This window comes from Verrucomicrobiia bacterium (assembly GCA_026414565.1).
In the GTDB taxonomy this organism is placed as follows: Bacteria; Verrucomicrobiota; Verrucomicrobiia; order Limisphaerales; family Fontisphaeraceae; genus Fontisphaera.
The window spans coordinates 59,638-76,420 of the sequence record JAOAIT010000007.1 but is presented as its reverse complement, the minus strand read 5'-3'; the positions used below and the strand labels follow the sequence as shown (position 1 = coordinate 76,420).

15 protein-coding genes are annotated in these 16,783 nt (G+C 63.3%); 4 read left to right on the top strand and 11 right to left on the bottom strand.

Translation table 11 applies throughout. From position 1 onward, the window contains the following. Nucleotides 1-132 precede the first annotated feature (132 nt). The 3 genes from N3J91_00925 to N3J91_00915 all read left to right on the top strand — a co-directional run bounded on the left by N3J91_00925 (nt 133) and on the right by N3J91_00915 (nt 3,553). Nucleotides 133-1,689: a sialate O-acetylesterase gene (locus N3J91_00925; protein ID MCX8155007.1), complete on the top strand. Its 1,557-nt coding sequence runs from the start codon at nt 133-135 to the stop codon at nt 1,687-1,689. A 305-nt stretch (nt 1,690-1,994) separates the two neighbouring features. After that, a complete protein-coding gene (locus N3J91_00920; GenBank protein MCX8155006.1) occupies nt 1,995-2,318 on the top strand; it encodes an RNA-binding protein in 324 nt (107 codons plus the stop codon). Between the two features lie 167 nt (nt 2,319-2,485). Then, complete coding sequence (locus N3J91_00915) at nt 2,486-3,553, top strand: NAD-dependent epimerase/dehydratase family protein (protein MCX8155005.1); 1,068 nt, start codon at nt 2,486-2,488, stop codon at nt 3,551-3,553. A gap of 15 nt (nt 3,554-3,568) precedes the next feature. Here the strand turns inward: N3J91_00915 and N3J91_00910 are convergent, their stop codons facing one another. Continuing rightward, nucleotides 3,569-4,678, bottom strand: coding sequence for a cyclic nucleotide-binding domain-containing protein (locus N3J91_00910; GenBank protein MCX8155004.1), 1,110 nt, complete (start codon nt 4,676-4,678; stop codon nt 3,569-3,571). A 41-nt stretch (nt 4,679-4,719) separates the two neighbouring features. Next, on the bottom strand, nt 4,720-5,571 hold the full coding sequence (locus N3J91_00905) for a cobalamin biosynthesis protein CbiX (GenBank protein ID MCX8155003.1): 852 nt from the start codon (nt 5,569-5,571) through the stop codon (nt 4,720-4,722). Between the two features lie 281 nt (nt 5,572-5,852). Here N3J91_00905 and N3J91_00900 point away from each other — a divergent pair, with 281 nt between their 5' ends. Beyond that, nucleotides 5,853-7,139 carry a Gfo/Idh/MocA family oxidoreductase gene (locus N3J91_00900; GenBank protein ID MCX8155002.1) on the top strand — a complete coding sequence of 429 codons (1,287 nt, stop codon included), beginning with the start codon at nt 5,853-5,855 and terminating at the stop codon, nt 7,137-7,139. Between the two features lie 55 nt (nt 7,140-7,194). Here N3J91_00900 and tmk read toward each other — a convergent pair whose 3' ends face one another. The 9 genes from tmk to miaB form a co-directional block, all read right to left on the bottom strand. Continuing rightward, nucleotides 7,195-7,836 carry a dTMP kinase gene (gene tmk / locus N3J91_00895; protein MCX8155001.1) on the bottom strand — a complete coding sequence of 214 codons (642 nt, stop codon included), beginning with the start codon at nt 7,834-7,836 and terminating at the stop codon, nt 7,195-7,197. Between the two features lie 5 nt (nt 7,837-7,841). Then, nucleotides 7,842-8,828 carry a DUF1573 domain-containing protein gene (locus tag N3J91_00890; protein MCX8155000.1) on the bottom strand — a complete coding sequence of 329 codons (987 nt, stop codon included), beginning with the start codon at nt 8,826-8,828 and terminating at the stop codon, nt 7,842-7,844. Nucleotides 8,829-8,911: 83 nt separating this feature from the next. After that, nucleotides 8,912-9,460 (bottom strand): DUF1080 domain-containing protein, encoded by a 549-nt coding sequence (locus N3J91_00885; protein ID MCX8154999.1) that lies wholly within the window; start codon nt 9,458-9,460, stop codon nt 8,912-8,914. Beyond that, nucleotides 9,457-9,840 (bottom strand): hypothetical protein, encoded by a 384-nt coding sequence (locus tag N3J91_00880; protein MCX8154998.1) that lies wholly within the window; start codon nt 9,838-9,840, stop codon nt 9,457-9,459. Before N3J91_00880 ends, N3J91_00885 begins: the two co-directional genes overlap by 4 nt. Then, on the bottom strand, nt 9,830-11,149 hold the full coding sequence (locus N3J91_00875; protein MCX8154997.1) for a hypothetical protein: 1,320 nt from the start codon (nt 11,147-11,149) through the stop codon (nt 9,830-9,832). Before N3J91_00875 ends, N3J91_00880 begins: the two co-directional genes overlap by 11 nt. A gap of 11 nt (nt 11,150-11,160) precedes the next feature. Further along, entirely contained in the window at nt 11,161-12,294 is a 1,134-nt protein-coding gene (locus N3J91_00870) for a PQQ-binding-like beta-propeller repeat protein (protein ID MCX8154996.1), read from the bottom strand. 104 nt (nt 12,295-12,398) lie between these two features. Further along, nucleotides 12,399-13,826: a dihydrolipoyl dehydrogenase gene (gene lpdA / locus N3J91_00865; protein MCX8154995.1), complete on the bottom strand. Its 1,428-nt coding sequence runs from the start codon at nt 13,824-13,826 to the stop codon at nt 12,399-12,401. Between the two features lie 48 nt (nt 13,827-13,874). Then, nucleotides 13,875-15,200 carry a 2-oxo acid dehydrogenase subunit E2 gene (locus N3J91_00860; GenBank protein ID MCX8154994.1) on the bottom strand — a complete coding sequence of 442 codons (1,326 nt, stop codon included), beginning with the start codon at nt 15,198-15,200 and terminating at the stop codon, nt 13,875-13,877. Nucleotides 15,201-15,399: 199 nt separating this feature from the next. Beyond that, nucleotides 15,400-16,761: a tRNA (N6-isopentenyl adenosine(37)-C2)-methylthiotransferase MiaB gene (gene miaB, locus N3J91_00855; GenBank protein ID MCX8154993.1), complete on the bottom strand. Its 1,362-nt coding sequence runs from the start codon at nt 16,759-16,761 to the stop codon at nt 15,400-15,402. Between the last annotated feature and the right edge of the window lie 22 nt (nt 16,762-16,783).

Sequence of the window (16,783 nt, the reverse complement as noted above, 5' to 3'; positions counted from 1 at the left end):
TCAACGGTGAAATCCCGCCAAAAATCAAGCCTGCCGGCGCCGCCCGGCGCAATCCGCCAGCCAAATCGGCATTGACCCGCGCCTTGGGTGAAGGTTTAATAGGGTTGCACAGCATAAATGATCTCTCTGGCTATGAAAAACTTGCACCCCATGGTTTCGTGCGGACGGTGGTTTTGTCTGGGTCTCCTGGCCGTGTGGAGCGGATCGTCGCTGCTGGCCGATGTACGGCTGCCGCGCATCTTCAGTGACAACATGGTGCTGCAACAGGGCGCCAGTGTGCCGGTCTGGGGCTGGGCCGATGAAGGCGAGCAGGTCACCGTGACCTGCCAGGGCCAGCGCGTCACCACCGTGGCCAAAAACGGCCGGTGGCTGGTGCGTTTGAACAATCTGCGGGTGGCCACCGCCGAGGCGCCCGAAACCCTTACCGTGGACGGCAAGAACCGCATTCGCTTTCAAAATGTGCTGGTGGGCGAGGTGTGGCTTGCCAGCGGCCAATCCAACATGGAATGGCCCCTGGACGCCGCCTTCGAGCCGGAAAAAGACATCGCCACCGCTACCAATGACAACATCCGCCTGTTCACCGTGGACAAGGTGCGCGCCTACGAGCCCCAGGAAGACCTCAGCCCCAAGGCGCGCTGGCTCGAGTGCCGCCCCTTCAACGTGCCCAAGTTTTCAGCGGTGGGCTATTACTTTGCCCGCGCCCTGCAGCAGGCTCGCAACGTCCCGGTGGGCATCATCCATACCTCCTGGGGTGGCTCGCCGGCGGAAGTGTGGATGAGCCTGGACGCCCTCAAGCCCTATCCCGACCTCCTCCAGCAATGGGAACAACGCCAGGAAACCCTCGCCAAATACGAGGAGGCCCTGAAAAAATGGCAGGAGGCTTCCCGCGCCGCCAAAGCCCGCGGTGAACAGCCCAAAGGGCGGGCGCCGGGCCGGCCCTGGATTCCCACCGAACTTTACAACGGCATGCTGTATCCGCTGGCGCCTTATGCCGTCAAAGGAGCAATCTGGTACCAGGGCGAGTCCAACGCCGGCCGCGCCTGGCAGTACCGCACGTTATTTCCCGACCTGATCAAAAACTGGCGCGCCACCTGGGGGCAGCCGGAGTTTTATTTCATGGCCGTGCAACTGGCCCCCTTCATGGCGCGCACCAACGTGCCCACGGAAAGCGCCTGGGCCGAGCTGCGCGAAGCCCAGTTGCTGGCCACCAAACTGCCCGGCGTGGGCCTGGCGGTGATCACCGATGTGGGCGAGGAAAACGACATCCATCCGCGCAAAAAACAGCCGGTGGGCGAGCGCCTGGCGCTGGCGGCGCGCGGCATTGCCTACAAGGAGCGCGGCCTGGTGTATTCCGGGCCGGTCTTCAAGAAAATGACCGTCCGCAAAAATCAGGCAGTGCTGACGTTTGACCACGTGGGGGACGGTCTGGAGGCCCGCGGCGGCGAGCTGAAGGGCTTTGCCATTTGCGGCGAAGATCGCCAATGGGTATGGGGCCAGGCCCAGATCGGCGGCCGGAAGAATGACGAAGTCATCGTCAGCCATCCCAATATCAGCAAACCGGTGGCCGTGCGCTATGGCTGGGCCAATTTCCCCGAAGGCAATTTGTGGAATAAGAATGGCCTGCCCGCCTCGCCTTTCCGCACGGATGACTTTCCGCTGACCACCATGCCCAAACCCAAAGCGCCGTAGCATCGCTTGCGCTCCACGGCAGGGCTTGGGCCGGGCAAGCTGGCCCGGCGGGGAGTCCCCGGGGCCAGGCATGGTTTTGCATCCTGCTCCAAGGGTGGCCAGTCCACCCCCGCAAAAAATATTTGAAAATATTATTTGCATTCCGCGCCAGGCCGCGTACCTTTCCCGCGTCTGACAGATAGCTCCAGGCTTCCAAGACATGGTAAATCTTCAGGTGAACTCGGTTCAGTGATGATTTGAAACCCGGCAGTCGGGAACAGTTTGGGAAAGGCAGGACTGGTCTGGGGACAGAAAGAAAACATCACATGAGCACGAAGTTATTCGTTGGCAACCTCTCCTTCAACACGACGGAAAACGACCTCCAGGATTCGTTTGCGGCGCACGGCACGGTGGTCGAGGCCACCCTGATGATGGACCGCAACAGCGGCCGTCCGCGCGGGTTTGGTTTCGTCACCATGAGCACGCCGGAAGAAGCCCAAAAGGCGATTGAAGCCATGCACGGCAAGTCGCTGGACGGGCGCAACCTGACCGTCAACCTCGCCCGCCCGCGTGAGGAGCGCCCCTTCAATTCGCAGGGGCCCCGCCGCGGCAGCCGGCGCGAGCATCGCGGTTCCTTTGGCCGCTATTAAGCCACGGCGCCTTGCGCGCCTGACTTGATACCCTTTCAGCCCGGCGTCCAGTCCTCTGGACGCCGGGTTTTTGTTTTCAGGCGCAAACGACTTGTCCGCCGCCTGCTCCACGCCGCCTTTCCGCTTGCCCGCCGGCGGGGGGATCGCGATGATGAAGCCCGCAGCGCATGAAGATCCTCATCACGGGTATTTGCGGGTTTGTGGGGGCGACCCTGGCGGAAAACATCCGTGCCGCCGGCTGGCCGTGTGAAGTGTGGGGTCTGGACAATTTCACCCGGCCCGGCAGCGAGGAAAACCGGGCGCGGTTGCGTCGCCTGGGAATTCGGGTCCAGGCCGGCGACCTGCGTCAAGCCAGCGATCTGGAGGCCCTCCCCGCCGTGGACTGGGTCATTGACGCCGCCGCCAATGCCAGCGTGCTGGCGGGTACCGCCGGCCAGACCAGCAGCCGCCAGTTGCTGGAACACAACCTTTGGGGCACGGTGGAAATGCTGGAGTACTGCAAGCGCCACCGGGCGGGGCTGATCCTATTGAGCACCAGCCGGGTGTATGCCATCGAACCCCTGGCGCGGCTGCCGGTGGTGGTCAAAGACCAGGCTTTCGTGCCCCAACCCGGCGCCCCCTGGCCGGACGGTTTGACGGAGGCGGGCATCAGCGAATCCTTTTCCGTGGCGGCCCCCCGCTCCGTGTACGGCGCCAGCAAACTCGCCTCCGAGGTCCTCGCCCTGGAATACGGCGCGGATTTCGGCTTCCCGGTCTGGATCAATCGCTGCGGCGTCATGGCGGGCGCGGGCCAGTTTGGGCGGCCGGATCAGGGCATTTTCTCCTTCTGGATCCACAGCCATTGCCGGCGACGCCCCTTGCGCTACCTCGGCTTTGACGGCCAGGGCCATCAGGTGCGGGACTGCCTGCATCCCCGGGATTTGCTGCCGCTGTTGCGCCGCCAGATGGAGCAGCCCACCGCAGATAAACCGCGCCTTGTCAACGTCTCCGGCGGGCGCGCCTCCGCCACCTCCCTGCGTCAGCTTACCGCCTGGTGCGATGCCCGTTTTGGGCCGCATCCCGTGCACAGTGATCCACGCCCCCGGCCCTTTGACCTGCCCTGGGTGGTGCTCGATGCCACGCTGGCGCAGCAGGCCTGGGGCTGGCAGCCACAAACGCCCCCCGCCGCGATTTTTGAGGAAATCGCCCGGCACGCGGAACAGCGGCCGGACTGGCTGGAACTTTCCGAGGCCTGAGCCGTCCCGCCCCGCTCAGGCGTTGGCCGCCTGCACCGGCAAACTGAAGGAGAACACCGCGCCCCCTTCGGGCGCATTGCGCGCCTCAATGGTCCCCTGATGATCTTCGATGATACGCTTGCAAATGCTCAACCCCAAACCCGTGCCCTGGGCCTTGCCATGCGTGAAGAACGGCTCAAACAGCCGCGGCAACACCTCCTCGGGAATACCCGTGCCGGAGTCCTGGATCTCGGTCACAATTTTGCCGTCCCGCACCGCAAAACGCACCATGATGTCCCCCCCCTGCGGCATGGCATCGGTCGCATTGTGGACAAGGTTGTAAAACACCCGCGACAGGCGCTGCGGATTGGCCGCGATGATGACCGAGGGCGCCGGCGCGGGAACTTTCAGGGTGGCGCGCTTCACACTGATTTCAGCAGCGATCTCCTCCAGCAACGGCATGACAAAAGCCGCATAATCCGTCGCCGCCAGCACGGTGGTGGTCTGGGCCGTCCGGGTGTATTCCAGCAATTCGTTGACCATCGCGCTGATGCGGTCCACCTGTTTGCGAATCCGCTTGCGCGCCACGGAGCGGGATTCGGCGGTGGCGTTCTCCAACCCCATCATGTCGGCCGCAATGCCAATGATGTTCAACGGGTTTTTCAAATCGTGCACGATCGAACGCGCGAAACGGCCCACCAGCGCCAGCCGCTCGGCCTGAATCACCTCCCGGATGTACTGGCGGTTGAACTCGCGCAACCGGCGGCTGATCTCCCGCATCAACTGCCGCGACAACACCGGCGAGCGCTCCAGCAACGCCCACAATTCCGAGCGGGGAATGAACCACACCAGAACCTCTCCCACCGCGGCGGCGCTGGCCGAGCGCGGCTCGCTGTCAATCACCGCCATCTCCCCAAACATCTCCCCGGGGCCAATCCGGCTGATGGGCCGGCGCTCGCCCTGGCCCACCAGGGCCGAGATTTCCACCTCGCCCGCCCGCACCAGATAGACGCCGTCCCCCTCATCGCCTTCCTTGAAAATCGTCTGGCCGGGCGCAAAGGCCAGCTCGCGCGCCACTTGCTGCACCTGCGCCAGCTCGGCGGGCGGCAGTTCGGCCAGCAGCTTGCAATCTTTGAGGTGCATCATGAACGCTATAATGTAAACCAGATTGGCGGCAGGTAAAGGGGTTAAACGGATGGCTCCAGGCCGGCCATTTCCTGCACCCGCTCCAGGATCACCTCCGCCATCAACGGCTCGCGCCCTATGCTCGCCGCGTACCATACCCGCCTGCCGTGGCGCAGGGTGGGATTGGGAAACGTGGGGCGTCCAGCCCGGTATCGCTCCCGAACCGCCTCCGGCGCCTCCCCCAGCAACACGGGTATATCCTCGTAACTGTGCAGTCCGTCACTGATGAAAAACGGCACCACCACAATGTTTTCAACCGGGGCCAGCCGGTAACAATCCTCAATGCGCGGCTCTTCCTCCATGAAGATGGCATGGACGGCGGCATAGTGCCCCTGGGCGCGAATCAACTCCGCCTGGCGCTCAATGGTTTTGCGCGAGTTTTCATTGTTGCCGGTGCCATGGCCGGCAATGAAAAGGGCCGTCTGGGCCGGCGGCGGCGCCGGGGGATGGGCTTCCACCACCTCCCGCGCCCGCGCCAATAATACATCCGTCATCCGGTCATGCGTTCCCACAGGCCGGGTGTAGTACAAGGTTTGCCGGCCACGCCGCTGGATGCGCGCAAACTCACTCTGACCGGGCGGCCGCAAACCCAGCTCGCGGGGAAGGACTTCCTCCGTAAAATACCCTTCGGAAATGAACAGCGGCACCAGGAAGACCCGCGGCGCAAACGCTCCGCGCAACACGCCGGCAATGGAAGGTTCCTGCTTCCAAAAGCCGGTCAGCACCTGCGCAAACAAACCCCGCCGCCGCAACGCCCGGGCATGCTCGTAGGTGGGCAGGGCCGACTCCGCGTTCAAGGTCGAGCCATGCCCCAAGATCACCAGGGCGGCGTCACTGTAATCGCCATTTTTCATGTCCCAACCTTAAGCATAGTGCATTCTGCCCCGCTCACCAAGGACGGAATGGGCCGCCGCAGCCGGCCGGGGCGGCCCGGGTGGTTTGCCCACCCCCCCGGACAGCCCCTGAGACCGTGGCTGCTGCAGAGTTCAGCCCTCGCACGACACAGGCTGAATTTGCTCCATGCGACAACGCTCCCGGCCTGTCGTCTCACAATAAAACAGGTGGCGGAGGCTTGACGCCGTGCCGGCGCCGGGCGAAATTGGCGCCGTAAGCACAAATCGCACTCCTGCGCACTATGAAGACAGCATCGCAATCTTCCCGCCGTCGTTTCCTGCAAACCACTTCGGCCGCCGTGGTGGTGGCGCCATGGGTTCTTTCCAGTGCCCGCGCCGCGGCCATGGAAACGCCGCTCAAGATCGGGCTGGTCGGCTGCGGCGGACGCGGCTCGGGGGCGGCGGACAATGCGTTGAAGGCGGATCCCAACGTGCAGTTGACCGCCCTGGGTGATGTCTTCGAAGCGCCCTTGCGCAATGCCCTGGCCGAGTTGCAAAGAAAACATGCCGACAAGGTCAAGGTGACGCCCGACCATTGCTTTGTGGGACTCGACGCCTACAAGAAAGTCATCGAGAGCGGCGTGGACGTCGTCCTGCTGGCCACCCCGCCCGGATTCCGCCCGCAACACCTGGCTGCCGCCGTGGCCGCGGGCAAGCATGTCTTCTGTGAAAAACCCATGGCCACCGATGCCCCCGGCGTGCGCTCCATCATGGAGTCCACCAAACTGGCACGTCAAAAGAAACTGGCCATCGTGGCCGGCTTTTGCTGGCGCTACAACCAGGCGCGGCGGGAATTTTACAAGCGCGTGCACGATGGCGCCCTGGGCGCTCTGCGCGCCATTTACGCCACCTACCTCACCAGCCCCGTCAAACCCATGCCCCCCGCCAGCAGCCGGCCGCCGGGCATGGGCGATGTGGAGTGGCAGTTGCGCAACTGGTACAATTTTGTCTGGCTCTCCGGCGATGGCCTGGTGGAGCAGGCCTGCCACAGCGTGGACAAGATCGCCTGGGCCATGAAAGACCAGCCCCCGCTCAAGGCCGTGGCCAATGGCGGCCGCAATGTCCCCAACGGCGAGGGCAACATCTACGATCACATTGACGTGTTTTACGAGTACCCCAACGGCGTGCGCGCCTTCATGGCCCAGCGGCAAATCGCCGGCTGCGTGGGGGACAATTCCGATTACCTCATGGGCGAAAAGGGCACCGGCACCATCAAGGGCTGGAATGTGCCGGTCATCCAGACGGACGAGCTCTGGCGCTATCGGGGCGAAAGCAAGGACATGTACCAGGTGGAGCATGATGAACTGTTTGCCTCCATCCGCAAAGGCCAGCCCATCAACGATGGCGATTGGATGGCCACCAGCACGCTCATGGCCATCATGGGGCGCATGGCTGCCTACACAGGCCAGGAAATCACCTGGGAAATGGCGCTCAATTCCCAGGAGCAACTGGTGCCTGAGAATCTTACCTGGGACATGAAGCTGCCCATCAAACCCATGGCCGTCCCGGGCAGGACCAAGTTTGTTTAAGCATGCGGCGCCGCTGACGGGCCGGTTGCCATTGCAGACGGGACTGGCCTTGGTTTCAACCGGGGATCAATCCCGGCAGTCGGCCACATTCCCGCCAGATGGCCTCCTCGATGGCCTCCACCGAACCGGTGGCGTCCAACCACTTGACCCGCTGCGGCTCGGCCGCGGCAATCTGGCGGTAGCCTTCCTCCACCCGCGCGAAGAATTCCCGGCCGGCCTCTTCCATGCGATCCCGGGCGGGCACCCGCCCCCGCGCCAGGCGCCGGGCTTCGCTCACCTCCAGGGGCACATGCAGAACCAGGGTCAAATCCGGCCGGGCATCCCCCACAGCAAAATCAATAATGGCCTGAACCTGCCGCAAATCCAACTGGCGGCCGTACCCTTGATAAGCCGTGGTGGAATCATAAAAGCGATCGCACAAAACACATTTGCCCGCCGCCAGGGCGGGGCGGATGACTTCGCGCACCAGTTGCGCGCGCGCCGCGCAAATGAGCAGCAGCTCGGTCTCCGCTGCCATGGCGCCCCCGGCAAAGAAATGTTTGACCAGCTCGCGAATGCGCTCGCCGAGGGCCGTGCCGCCGGGTTCACGCAAGGCCACCACCTCCCTCCCGGCTTTCCGCAATCGCCCCGCCAGCCGCTCAATTTGGGTGGACTTGCCGCTGCCTTCCGTCCCCTCGAAGGTGATAAACCAGCCCATGGGGCTTAGTGTGCGGGTTGGGTGGGTGTGGCGGCCGCCTGCGGGGGCTGGCTTTGCTGGAAGGGCCCCACCAGATACTCCACCAGCGAGAAAATCTGATCATCGGTAAGCGGCCCGCCCTGGCTCCGGGCAAAGGCCGGCATCAACGTACCCGGCTTCCCAAACATCACCCATTGCAGCCAGTACTCGCGCTGGGCGGGACGTTTGGGATTGCGCAAATCCGGCACCATCTGGGCGCGGTGAGGGGCATCATGACAGACACCGCATACGGCGGCAAACAGCTCCGCCCCCATCTTGCCGCGTCCCGGATCCGAATGGCACGAGGCGCAGCCGCCCTTGAACACCAGTTGCCGGTCCTGCTTGGCCAGCTCAAGGTTCATCTGCCGCTGCTGGGCGGTCATGGCGTTGCCGCCGGCATTGGGATTTTGCAGCACCGGATCCGGCACCCGGGCGCTGACCACCAGATATTGCGGCCCATGGGAGGTATTCAACGTCACCGTTTTGGTCACCAGCCCATACTTCCCGCGCACGTCCATGTTGATTTCAATTTTCCCCGTCCCGCCCGGCGGAATGCGATATGGATAACTGGGCAGCGTGGCCACTGTGCAACCACAGGAGGAGTGCGTGTTGAGTATGGAAACCTCCGCCGGCCCTTGATTGGTGCACAGGAAAACAAAATGGACATTGGTATCTCCGCTCTTGGCCCGCACTTCCTTGGCCATGGCATCCCAAACCAACGTGTTGGGGGGAAAGTTGGGCAGGGCCGGCTGTGGCGTGGAGGGAAGTACGGTTGGCCCCGGCGCAGGCGCAGGTGCCTGAGCCGGATTCGGAGCGGGCGGCGGTATGACCGGAATGGGCGGCTGTGCCGGAAGCGGAGGCGGGGGCGGTATGGAAGGCGGCACGGGTTGGGGCGCAGGCTGGGGTTGACTGAGGAGCCCCCAGCCGGTGATCAGCACCACCGCATAAAAGATGGGTAACAGGCAGCGCTTCATGGCCATCTAAGTTACCACAGAAATGATGCAGAAAAAGGCAAAAAACTCACCCGCAACCCACGCCGTCCCCCCGGCATAAAGCCCTACTCGCCCGCCAGGGGATAAATATCCAGCCGCCGGAAAAAGATTTCCGCCCCGTTGCTCTGCAAATAGATGCGCCCCGCGCTGGGATAGGCCGACTCCCCCGCCAGCACCGGCACGTCATTCACCTTGACCCGCAAGGTGGCTCCCAACGCAATAATCTCAAGGGTATTCCATTCCCCATGCGGTTTCTCCAAATCTTCTTTGCCGCGGAAGCCGGTTTTGTCCACCACCTGCTCCGCCCCGGGCCGCTTGAAGGTGTCATAGCTCCGCACCTTGGTCTGGCCGTCCACCGTCAGTTTGGCGCCCTCCAACACCACCACATCGCCGGTCTGCCCCTCCGCAATTTGGATTTCAATGGCGCGCATCCACACCTTGTCCTCGCCCACCCCATGAATGCACAGGCCGCTGTTGCGGGTGCGCTCCTTGCGCCGGCCCCAGGTGGCCTCGCCCCATTTGAACTCGGCCACCAGCCGGTAATTGGCGTAGCTCCGGCGAGTGGCCAGGTATCCCGTGCGCTGGCCGCTGATGCGTAACACCCCGTTGGTCAAAACAAACACTCCATCGCGATCAGCGAAAGTGCCGTCACGCTCCAGCCAGGGATAAAAGCCGCCAAATCCTTCCCATTCAATAGTTGCTCCGGCTGGCGCACGGCCAGAGGGCGGTCCTTAAACCAATCCCAGTAGCGCCGGGTTTCCGCCGCCTGCCGCAGCGCTGCCACCTTGTTGGAATCGGCGCCCAGTCCCAGGAGCCAGGCATAAAACTCCTCATCCGCCACCGGCGCCAATGCCGCTGGCGGATTGGTGGCGGGGACGGCATTGGCGGCCGGATTGGTTTGCGCCAATCCCGGCCACGCGCCCCCCATCCAGCAGCCCAGCAAGAAAATGGCGGCCAACTTCGACCGACCCCGGGGAATGCGATTATAAGTCATAAGGCAGGAAGCGTATCATCCGAATGTAACCGGCATCATGCTCGGTGATGAGAATGTTGCCAAAAGGATCCAAGGCAATCGCGCGAATCTCACTCACCTTGTACTCATTGGGGGTGTCATAGAACCACCGTCCGTCCCCCGCATGCGATTCCCACGCCTGGTTGACGGCATCCCCGTTGAGCATCCGGTAAATGATGCCCTCGGTGTCCACATAACCCACCTGGCTGCCGCGATCCGTGGCCACCAAAAAAGCGCCCGTGGGCAGAAACGCCACCCCCCGCACCTGATACAACGGGCAGTTGGTGGCCGGCAGGCCGCTGGTGATGAAGCCCGTGCTGCCGTTGCCGGCGATGATTTCGCGGGTGGCGCCATCCGCAGAAAAACGATACACCAGATGCTGCCCGCGCACCGTCACCACCAGCCGGCCTTGAGGATCCACGGTAAGGTTGCCCAAATCCGGCGCAATCACCGCAAAATCCGTGACCTGCTGCTCCGTGGCCGTCCAGCGTCGCACGCGGTCACTGGCGCAATAATAAACCACCTGTTCATCCTCGCTCACCCATAAGCCGCGGCCGCCGAAAATGGGGCCATTGGGATCGGTGAACACCGTGCGAATCATGCCGTTGGTATCCAGCCGCCGGATTTTGCCATTGTCCATGTCCAGGATATAAACCACCCCATTGGTCAGCACGTACAAGCCATTGGGATGACTCAGCGCCACCGCCGTGCCGTTGGTCAGATAATCCGGGCCGTTGCCCCAGGCATTGGGTCCCGCCAGCCCGGTGCCGGCCACCGTCACAATGGTGCCGTCCGGCCGGATTTTTCGGATGCCATGCGCGTCCTTGTCCGCAATGTAAATATTGCCCCACAAATCCCCCATCGCCATGTGCGGCCGGGAAAGCTGGGCCGCCGTGGCCGGGCCGTTTTCATAAGCAGACTGCCACTTGTTGACATCCGCCGTCGTCACCCCCCCGGCCCCGGCGATGGTGAGGATGACGGAATAACAACGGGTAAAGCGGCCAAATCCGGCGGCGCCACCGGATATATCCACCGCCCGCACCCGGTAAAACCCCTGCGGCCCATCCAGCGGCAGGGGCAGGCTCAGGCGCTCCTGCACGGAATAGAAATTGCGCCGGGGCGTCCAGGAGGTGCCCTCGCCCAGTCGCGTCGTCTGCTCCAGGACCACTACGCCATTGGGGTAGGCGCCCACCACCTGGCCCTGCCCCTCAGGACCGGGGGGGAGCAGGACAAGCGCCCAAGCTTGCAAAGCCCAGGCCAGACTAAAAACCAGAAGACAACCTGTTTTCATCCGGGGCAAAATTACCTGGCCCCGAAACAGTACAAGACGCCGTCGTCTGCGCCAATGACAAAACGTCCCTCCACCACGGCGGCGGCGCCTTTAATAGGACGGCCAATCTCGTAGCTCCAGAGCTGCTTGCCGTCCGCCAGCGTCAGCAAATACACCTGGCCATCATCCGATCCGACCACCACCTTGTCCCCCGCCACCACCGGCGAGGAGTCCACCTTGCCACGGGTGGCAAACGTCCACAGGCCCTTGCCGGTCCTGGCGTCCGCACAATGCACCCGGCGATCGCGTCCGCCAAAAATTACCCGGTCACCGCTGACCGCCGGTGAGCCGAAGTACCCAAAACTCCGCTCCCGGTACGTCCACAGATTCGTGCGGCGGATCAGGTCCATGCACAAAAAGGAGTTTTCCGCCTGCCCGAAATAAGCCCGGTTTTCGTTCACCGCCACTGACCCGGGCACAAACGCCGTGGCGTCGAGCTGGGCAATTTTCTCGCCCCTGGCCAGGTCCACCACATGCAGCAGGGCATCGCAGCCGCCAAAATAGGCGCGCCCATCCGCCACCGCCGCGGCGCCGTTGATGTAATTGCCGGTCTCATACACCCAGTTGGATTTGCCGGTGGCCGCGTCCACACAATGCAGGCGGTTGTCATGGCTGCCCACGAGGATGACCGTGCGGTTCTGGATCTGGGCGAAATTGGCTCCACCGGTGATTTTTTCCTCGGTGGCATATTTCCAGAGGAGCTGGCCGTCACGGGCCCGCAAGGCGTATAAAAAACCATCAAACGCGCCAAAGTATAAAACCCCATTGTGATACAGCGTCGGCGCCTCAATGCTGTTGCTGGCCTTGAAACTCCAGACAGGCGCCCCGTTGCTGAGCCACAACGCATGGAAAACGCCATCCCCTGCGCCAAAAAAAACCTTCCCCTCCGCGATGGCCGCCGCTCCTTTGATGTCCCCGCCGGCCTTGAAGGTCCATAGCAGCTCCGGTCGCTCCGGCAGGCGGGCCGTGGTGGCGCCCGTTAACGCCGGGTTGCCTTGAAACATGGGCCACGAATCAGCGGTGGGCGCGCCTGCCGCCGCGCTTCCCAGGCCAACGGCCACCAACGCCACCCATGCCCCCATTTGCACGCGATGCCATGTGTTCATAGTGCGGTTATTGTACCACAGATTGGACGCCCTGACAGGCCCAAGGCCCACAAAAAAAACAGGCCGATCGCGGGATCGGCCTGCCACATCCGATGATCTGCCGGTTATGCCTCCGCCTGCCGTTTGCGCCGGGAATAGGCATGGGTGGCGTAACCGTAGAAGACCTCGGCGGCCTCCATGAAAGTTTCCGAGAGGGTGGGATGCGGATGAATGCATGCCGCCAGATCATGCGCCGTGGCCCCCATCTCCACCGCCAGCACCCCTTCGGCAATCAGCTCCCCCGCCCCGTGCCCCACAATGCCCGCCCCGAGGATGCGCTCGCTTTCCGGGTCAATGATCAACTTGGTCATGCCCTCCGTCTTGTCGAACGTCATCGCCCGGCCACTGGCGGCCCACGGGAATTTGGCCACCTCCACCTTGATGCCCTTCTGGCGGGCCTCCTCTTCCGTCAAGCCGCACCAGGCCAGCTCCGGCTCGGTGAACACCACGGCGGGGATGACCACATCCTTGAACACACTGGCCTCCCCGCACAGGCTCTCGATCGCCACCCGCGCTTCCTTGTGGGCCTTGTGCGCCAGGAGCACACCGCCGGCAATGTCTCCAATCGCCAGCAATTTCGGATCCGTAGTCTCCATCCGCTCGTTGACCTTGATGAACCCCTTTTCATCGCGGATGACCCGCGTGTTTTCCAGCCCGATGTCCTCGCCGTTGGGCACCCGGCCCACCGACACCAGCACGCGGTCGTACAACTCCTCCACCCGCTCGCCATTCACATCCATGAGCACGCGGATTTGTTTGCCGGCGGTGGCCATGTCGAGCACCCGCGTTTTAACGCGCAGCTCGCGGAAATTTTTCCGGGCGTAGTTCACCACCGGCCGCGCCAGGTCCGGATCGGCGCCCGAGAGGATGTTGTCCAGCGCCTCGACCACCGTCACCCGGCTGCCCAGGGCGGCATACACCGTCCCCAACTCCATCCCGATATAGCCCCCGCCTATGACCAGCAAATCTGCCGGGATGTCCGGCAGCTCCAGCGCCTCGCGCGAGGTCATCACGCGGGGATTGCCCAGATCAAAGGCCCGGGGCATGGCCGGCTTGCTGCCCACCGCAATGATGGCCTTGTCGTAGGTCAGAAATTTCTGGCCTTCGGGCGTTTCCACCCGCAGCAAATCCGAGCTTTCAAAGTAACCCCGGCCGGTCATGACCGTGACCTGCCGCATCTTGGCCAGGCTGGCCACACCGGCCCCGAGGCGCTGAAGCACGGAATCCTTCCACGCCCGCAGCTTGCTCACGTCAATTTTGGGTTCGCCAAAAACGATGCCGTGTTCGGCAAACGTTTTAGCCTCCGTGAGCACCTTGGTGGCATGCAACAGCGCCTTGGAAGGGATGCAGCCCTCATTCAAGCACACCCCGCCCAAACGGGGGGATTGATCCACCAGAATCACCTTCTTGCCCAGATCAGCGGCATAAAACGCCGCCGCATATCCGCCCGGGCCGGCGCCCAGGACGACTAAATCAGTCTTGATCGGTTCCATAAATGACATGCGCCATCGTTGCCGACGGCAGGTTGATTGTCCGGCAGGTTAAATCTTCACCAGTTCGGCCGGGAAATTTTCCAGAAAAGCCCGCAAATCGGTGATGAATCGCGCCGCCTGCGCGCCATCCACCAGCCGGTGATCGTAGGACAACGCCAGGGGCAGCAGCGTGCGTGGCGCCACCGCGCCATCCGGCTGCACCACCGGTTTCAACGCGCCGCGGCCCAACCCCAAAATGGCGCATTCGGGCTTGTTGACAATCGGCGTGAAATGGCCGCCCCCCAGCGGACCTTGATTCGAAATGGTACAGGTGCCGCCCTGCATGTCGGCCGGCGCCAGCTTGCGCTCGCGTGCCTTGTTGGCCACTTCCACCAGCGCCAGGGACAACTCCAGGAGACTCTTGCGATCCGCGTCGCGGATCACCGGCACCAGCAGGCCGGCCTCGGTGTCCACCGCAATGCCAATGTGATAATAATTTTTATAGACAATCTCCTGTGTTACCTCATCCAGGCTGCTGTTGAAAATGGGATGCTTCTTCAGCACCGCCACCAAAGCAATCATGGCAAAACCCGTCAGCGTCAGCCGTGCCCCCTTGGCTTCGTAGGCCGCGGCGTACTGCTGCCGCAGCGCCAGCAGGCCGGTAATGTCGGCCTCGTCAAACTGCGTCACCTGCGGCAGAGTGTTCACACTCTCCACCAGCCGCCGCGAAAGCACCTGCCGCAGCGGACTGAACGGCGCGCGGGTCACCGGCCCCCACTGGGCAAAGTCAATGCTCACCGGGGCCGCGGCCGCCGGACCACCCGCCGCCGGAGTCGCCGGCGCGCTGCGGGCCTTTTCCACGGCCCGAATCAACCCCTGGATGTACCGGCGCAAATCCTCCATCACAATGCGCCCGCCGTGCTGCGAGCCTTTGACCCGCCGCAAATCAATGCCCAACTCCCGCGCCAGCTTGCGAATGGTGGGAGAGGCCGGCGGAGTGAAGTATTGCTCGGTGCTTTCCACCGAAGGCATGGCCTCCGCCTCTGTCTCCACCTCCTCCGCCGGCGCAGCTTCTTCGGCGGGAGGCGGGGCGGCCGGGCGCGCCGGGGCGGGCCGGGCTTTGGCGGCCGCTGGCGCTGGCGCCGGTGCGGCAGCGGGCGCTCCCCCGCCGCTGACGGTCAAAATAACGGTGCCGGGCGTGATTTTGTCACCCACTTTTACCCGGATGGACTCCACCTTTCCCCCGGCGCTGGCGGGAATGGAGGCCACCGCCTTGCCGGTCTCCAATTCAATGATGTTCTGGCCTTCGCTGATTTCGTCACCCACGTTGACCAAGATGCTGACCACTACGCCGGATTCAGCGCCTTCGCCCAAATTTGGCAGCTTGATGTCCATACTCAAAGCTCGATTGATGCCTGTCGGCCCTCCGGGCGCCGCCCGGCTGGCAAACCTCAAGCGGGAATCAAAGCCCAACTTCACCCCTTCTGGCAAATGATTTTCTTCTGCCCTGTCCTCCCTGGCGGCCGGTGCCGCTCCAGGCGCACTGCCATTCTGCGGCGCCCGGGCCGCACACCAGATCTGCCCCTTCCCCCGCTCAGTCCTTTTCCATCCCCAAAATGGCCGGATCCCCATGCAGGGCAAAATTGCCGGCCCGGGTGATGCGCACCGGCAGGAGCTGGCCGATGTGGCGCTCGGAGCCTTCAAAAATGACGATTTTGTTGCACCGCGTCCGGCCCATCAAACGGGCCGGGTTCCGCTTGCTGGGGCCTTCCACGAGAATTTCGACAGTTTTGCCCACCATCGCCTGATAGCGGCGGGCGGCCACTTCATTGACCACCTCCATGAGCCGCGCATGGCGCTCTTCCTTGAGCGCCTGCGGCAGTTGCCCCTCCATCATCGCGGCGGGCGTATCGCGGCGTGGGCTGTACTTGAAAAGAAAGGCCTGGTCAAACTCCGCTTCCCGCACCAGCGACAGCGTTTGCTCAAAGTCCTCCTCCGTCTCCCCCGGAAAGCCGGCGATCAAGTCGGTGATGATGCCCATGCCGGGATTGACCTGACGGAGTTTGCGCACAATCTCCAGAAACCGCTCCCGCGTGTAGCCGCGATGCATGAGTTTGAGCACCCGGTTGCTGCCGCTTTGGGCGGGAATGTGCGCGCTTTCGGCCAGTTTGGGCAGGCGGGCATAAGCCTCCACCAAATCATCGCCATAGCCCTTGGGATGCGGCGCGGTGAAACGCAGCCGTTCCAGTCCCTCCAGCGCATGCACCGCCTCGAGGAGTTGAACAAAGGGCGATTTGCCGTCGCGCACCGGAATCATGCGCCGCCCGTAACTGGTGACAATCTGCCCCAACAGCGTGATCTCCTTCACCCCCTGCTCCACCAGCTCGCGGCATTCGGCGACAATGTCCTCCAGTGGCCGGCTGCGCTCCTGGCCGCGGGTATAAGGGACAATGCAAAACGTGCAATACTGGTTGCATCCCTGCATGATGCTTACAAAGGCCGTGGGAGCCTTGGGACCATTGCCGGCCAGCAAATGCTCGCGGATTTTTCCTTCGCTGGCCGGTTCCTCGCCGGTGTCCACCGCCTTGGCCCGCTGACCGTTGAGGATCTCCTCCAGATAATCAGCCGTCCGGTGAAACTTCTGCGTGCCGAGAATCAAATCTACATCCGGCAAACGGTCCAGCAACGACGCGCCCCGGCTCTGGGCCATGCAGCCCAAAAACCCCACCACCACCCCCGGCCGGCGGCGTTTCTGCTCGGTCACCAGCGAGCGCATTTTGTTGAGCGCCTTTTGCTCGGCATAGTCGCGCACGCTGCACGTGTTGAGCAGGATGACATCCGCCGTCTCTTCCGAGGCCGCCAGCGTGTAGCCGCGGGCCACCAGTTGGGCCGCCACCGCCTCGGAGTCGCGGGCGTTCATCTGGCAGCCGTAGGTTTTGATGTACACGCTGGGCATGGGCAGACTCTCCACGGGCGCC

Excerpts from the sequence above, each read along its gene's own strand:
- N3J91_00925 (MCX8155007.1), top strand. The coding sequence starts at position 133 with ATGAAAAACTTGCACCCCATGGTTTCGTGCGGACGGTGGTTTTGTCTG.
- N3J91_00920 (MCX8155006.1), top strand. The coding sequence starts at position 1,995 with ATGAGCACGAAGTTATTCGTTGGCAACCTCTCCTTCAACACGACGGAA.
- N3J91_00915 (MCX8155005.1), top strand. The coding sequence starts at position 2,486 with ATGAAGATCCTCATCACGGGTATTTGCGGGTTTGTGGGGGCGACCCTG.
- N3J91_00910 (MCX8155004.1), bottom strand. The coding sequence starts at position 4,678 with ATGATGCACCTCAAAGATTGCAAGCTGCTGGCCGAACTGCCGCCCGCC.
- N3J91_00905 (MCX8155003.1), bottom strand. The coding sequence starts at position 5,571 with ATGAAAAATGGCGATTACAGTGACGCCGCCCTGGTGATCTTGGGGCAT.
- N3J91_00900 (MCX8155002.1), top strand. The coding sequence starts at position 5,853 with ATGAAGACAGCATCGCAATCTTCCCGCCGTCGTTTCCTGCAAACCACT.
- tmk (MCX8155001.1), bottom strand. The coding sequence starts at position 7,836 with ATGGGCTGGTTTATCACCTTCGAGGGGACGGAAGGCAGCGGCAAGTCC.
- N3J91_00890 (MCX8155000.1), bottom strand. The coding sequence starts at position 8,828 with ATGAAGCGCTGCCTGTTACCCATCTTTTATGCGGTGGTGCTGATCACC.
- N3J91_00880 (MCX8154998.1), bottom strand. The coding sequence starts at position 9,840 with ATGACTTATAATCGCATTCCCCGGGGTCGGTCGAAGTTGGCCGCCATT.
- N3J91_00875 (MCX8154997.1), bottom strand. The coding sequence starts at position 11,149 with ATGAAAACAGGTTGTCTTCTGGTTTTTAGTCTGGCCTGGGCTTTGCAA.
- N3J91_00870 (MCX8154996.1), bottom strand. The coding sequence starts at position 12,294 with ATGAACACATGGCATCGCGTGCAAATGGGGGCATGGGTGGCGTTGGTG.
- lpdA (MCX8154995.1), bottom strand. The coding sequence starts at position 13,826 with ATGGAACCGATCAAGACTGATTTAGTCGTCCTGGGCGCCGGCCCGGGC.
- N3J91_00860 (MCX8154994.1), bottom strand. The coding sequence starts at position 15,200 with ATGGACATCAAGCTGCCAAATTTGGGCGAAGGCGCTGAATCCGGCGTA.
- miaB (MCX8154993.1), bottom strand. The coding sequence starts at position 16,761 with ATGCCCAGCGTGTACATCAAAACCTACGGCTGCCAGATGAACGCCCGC.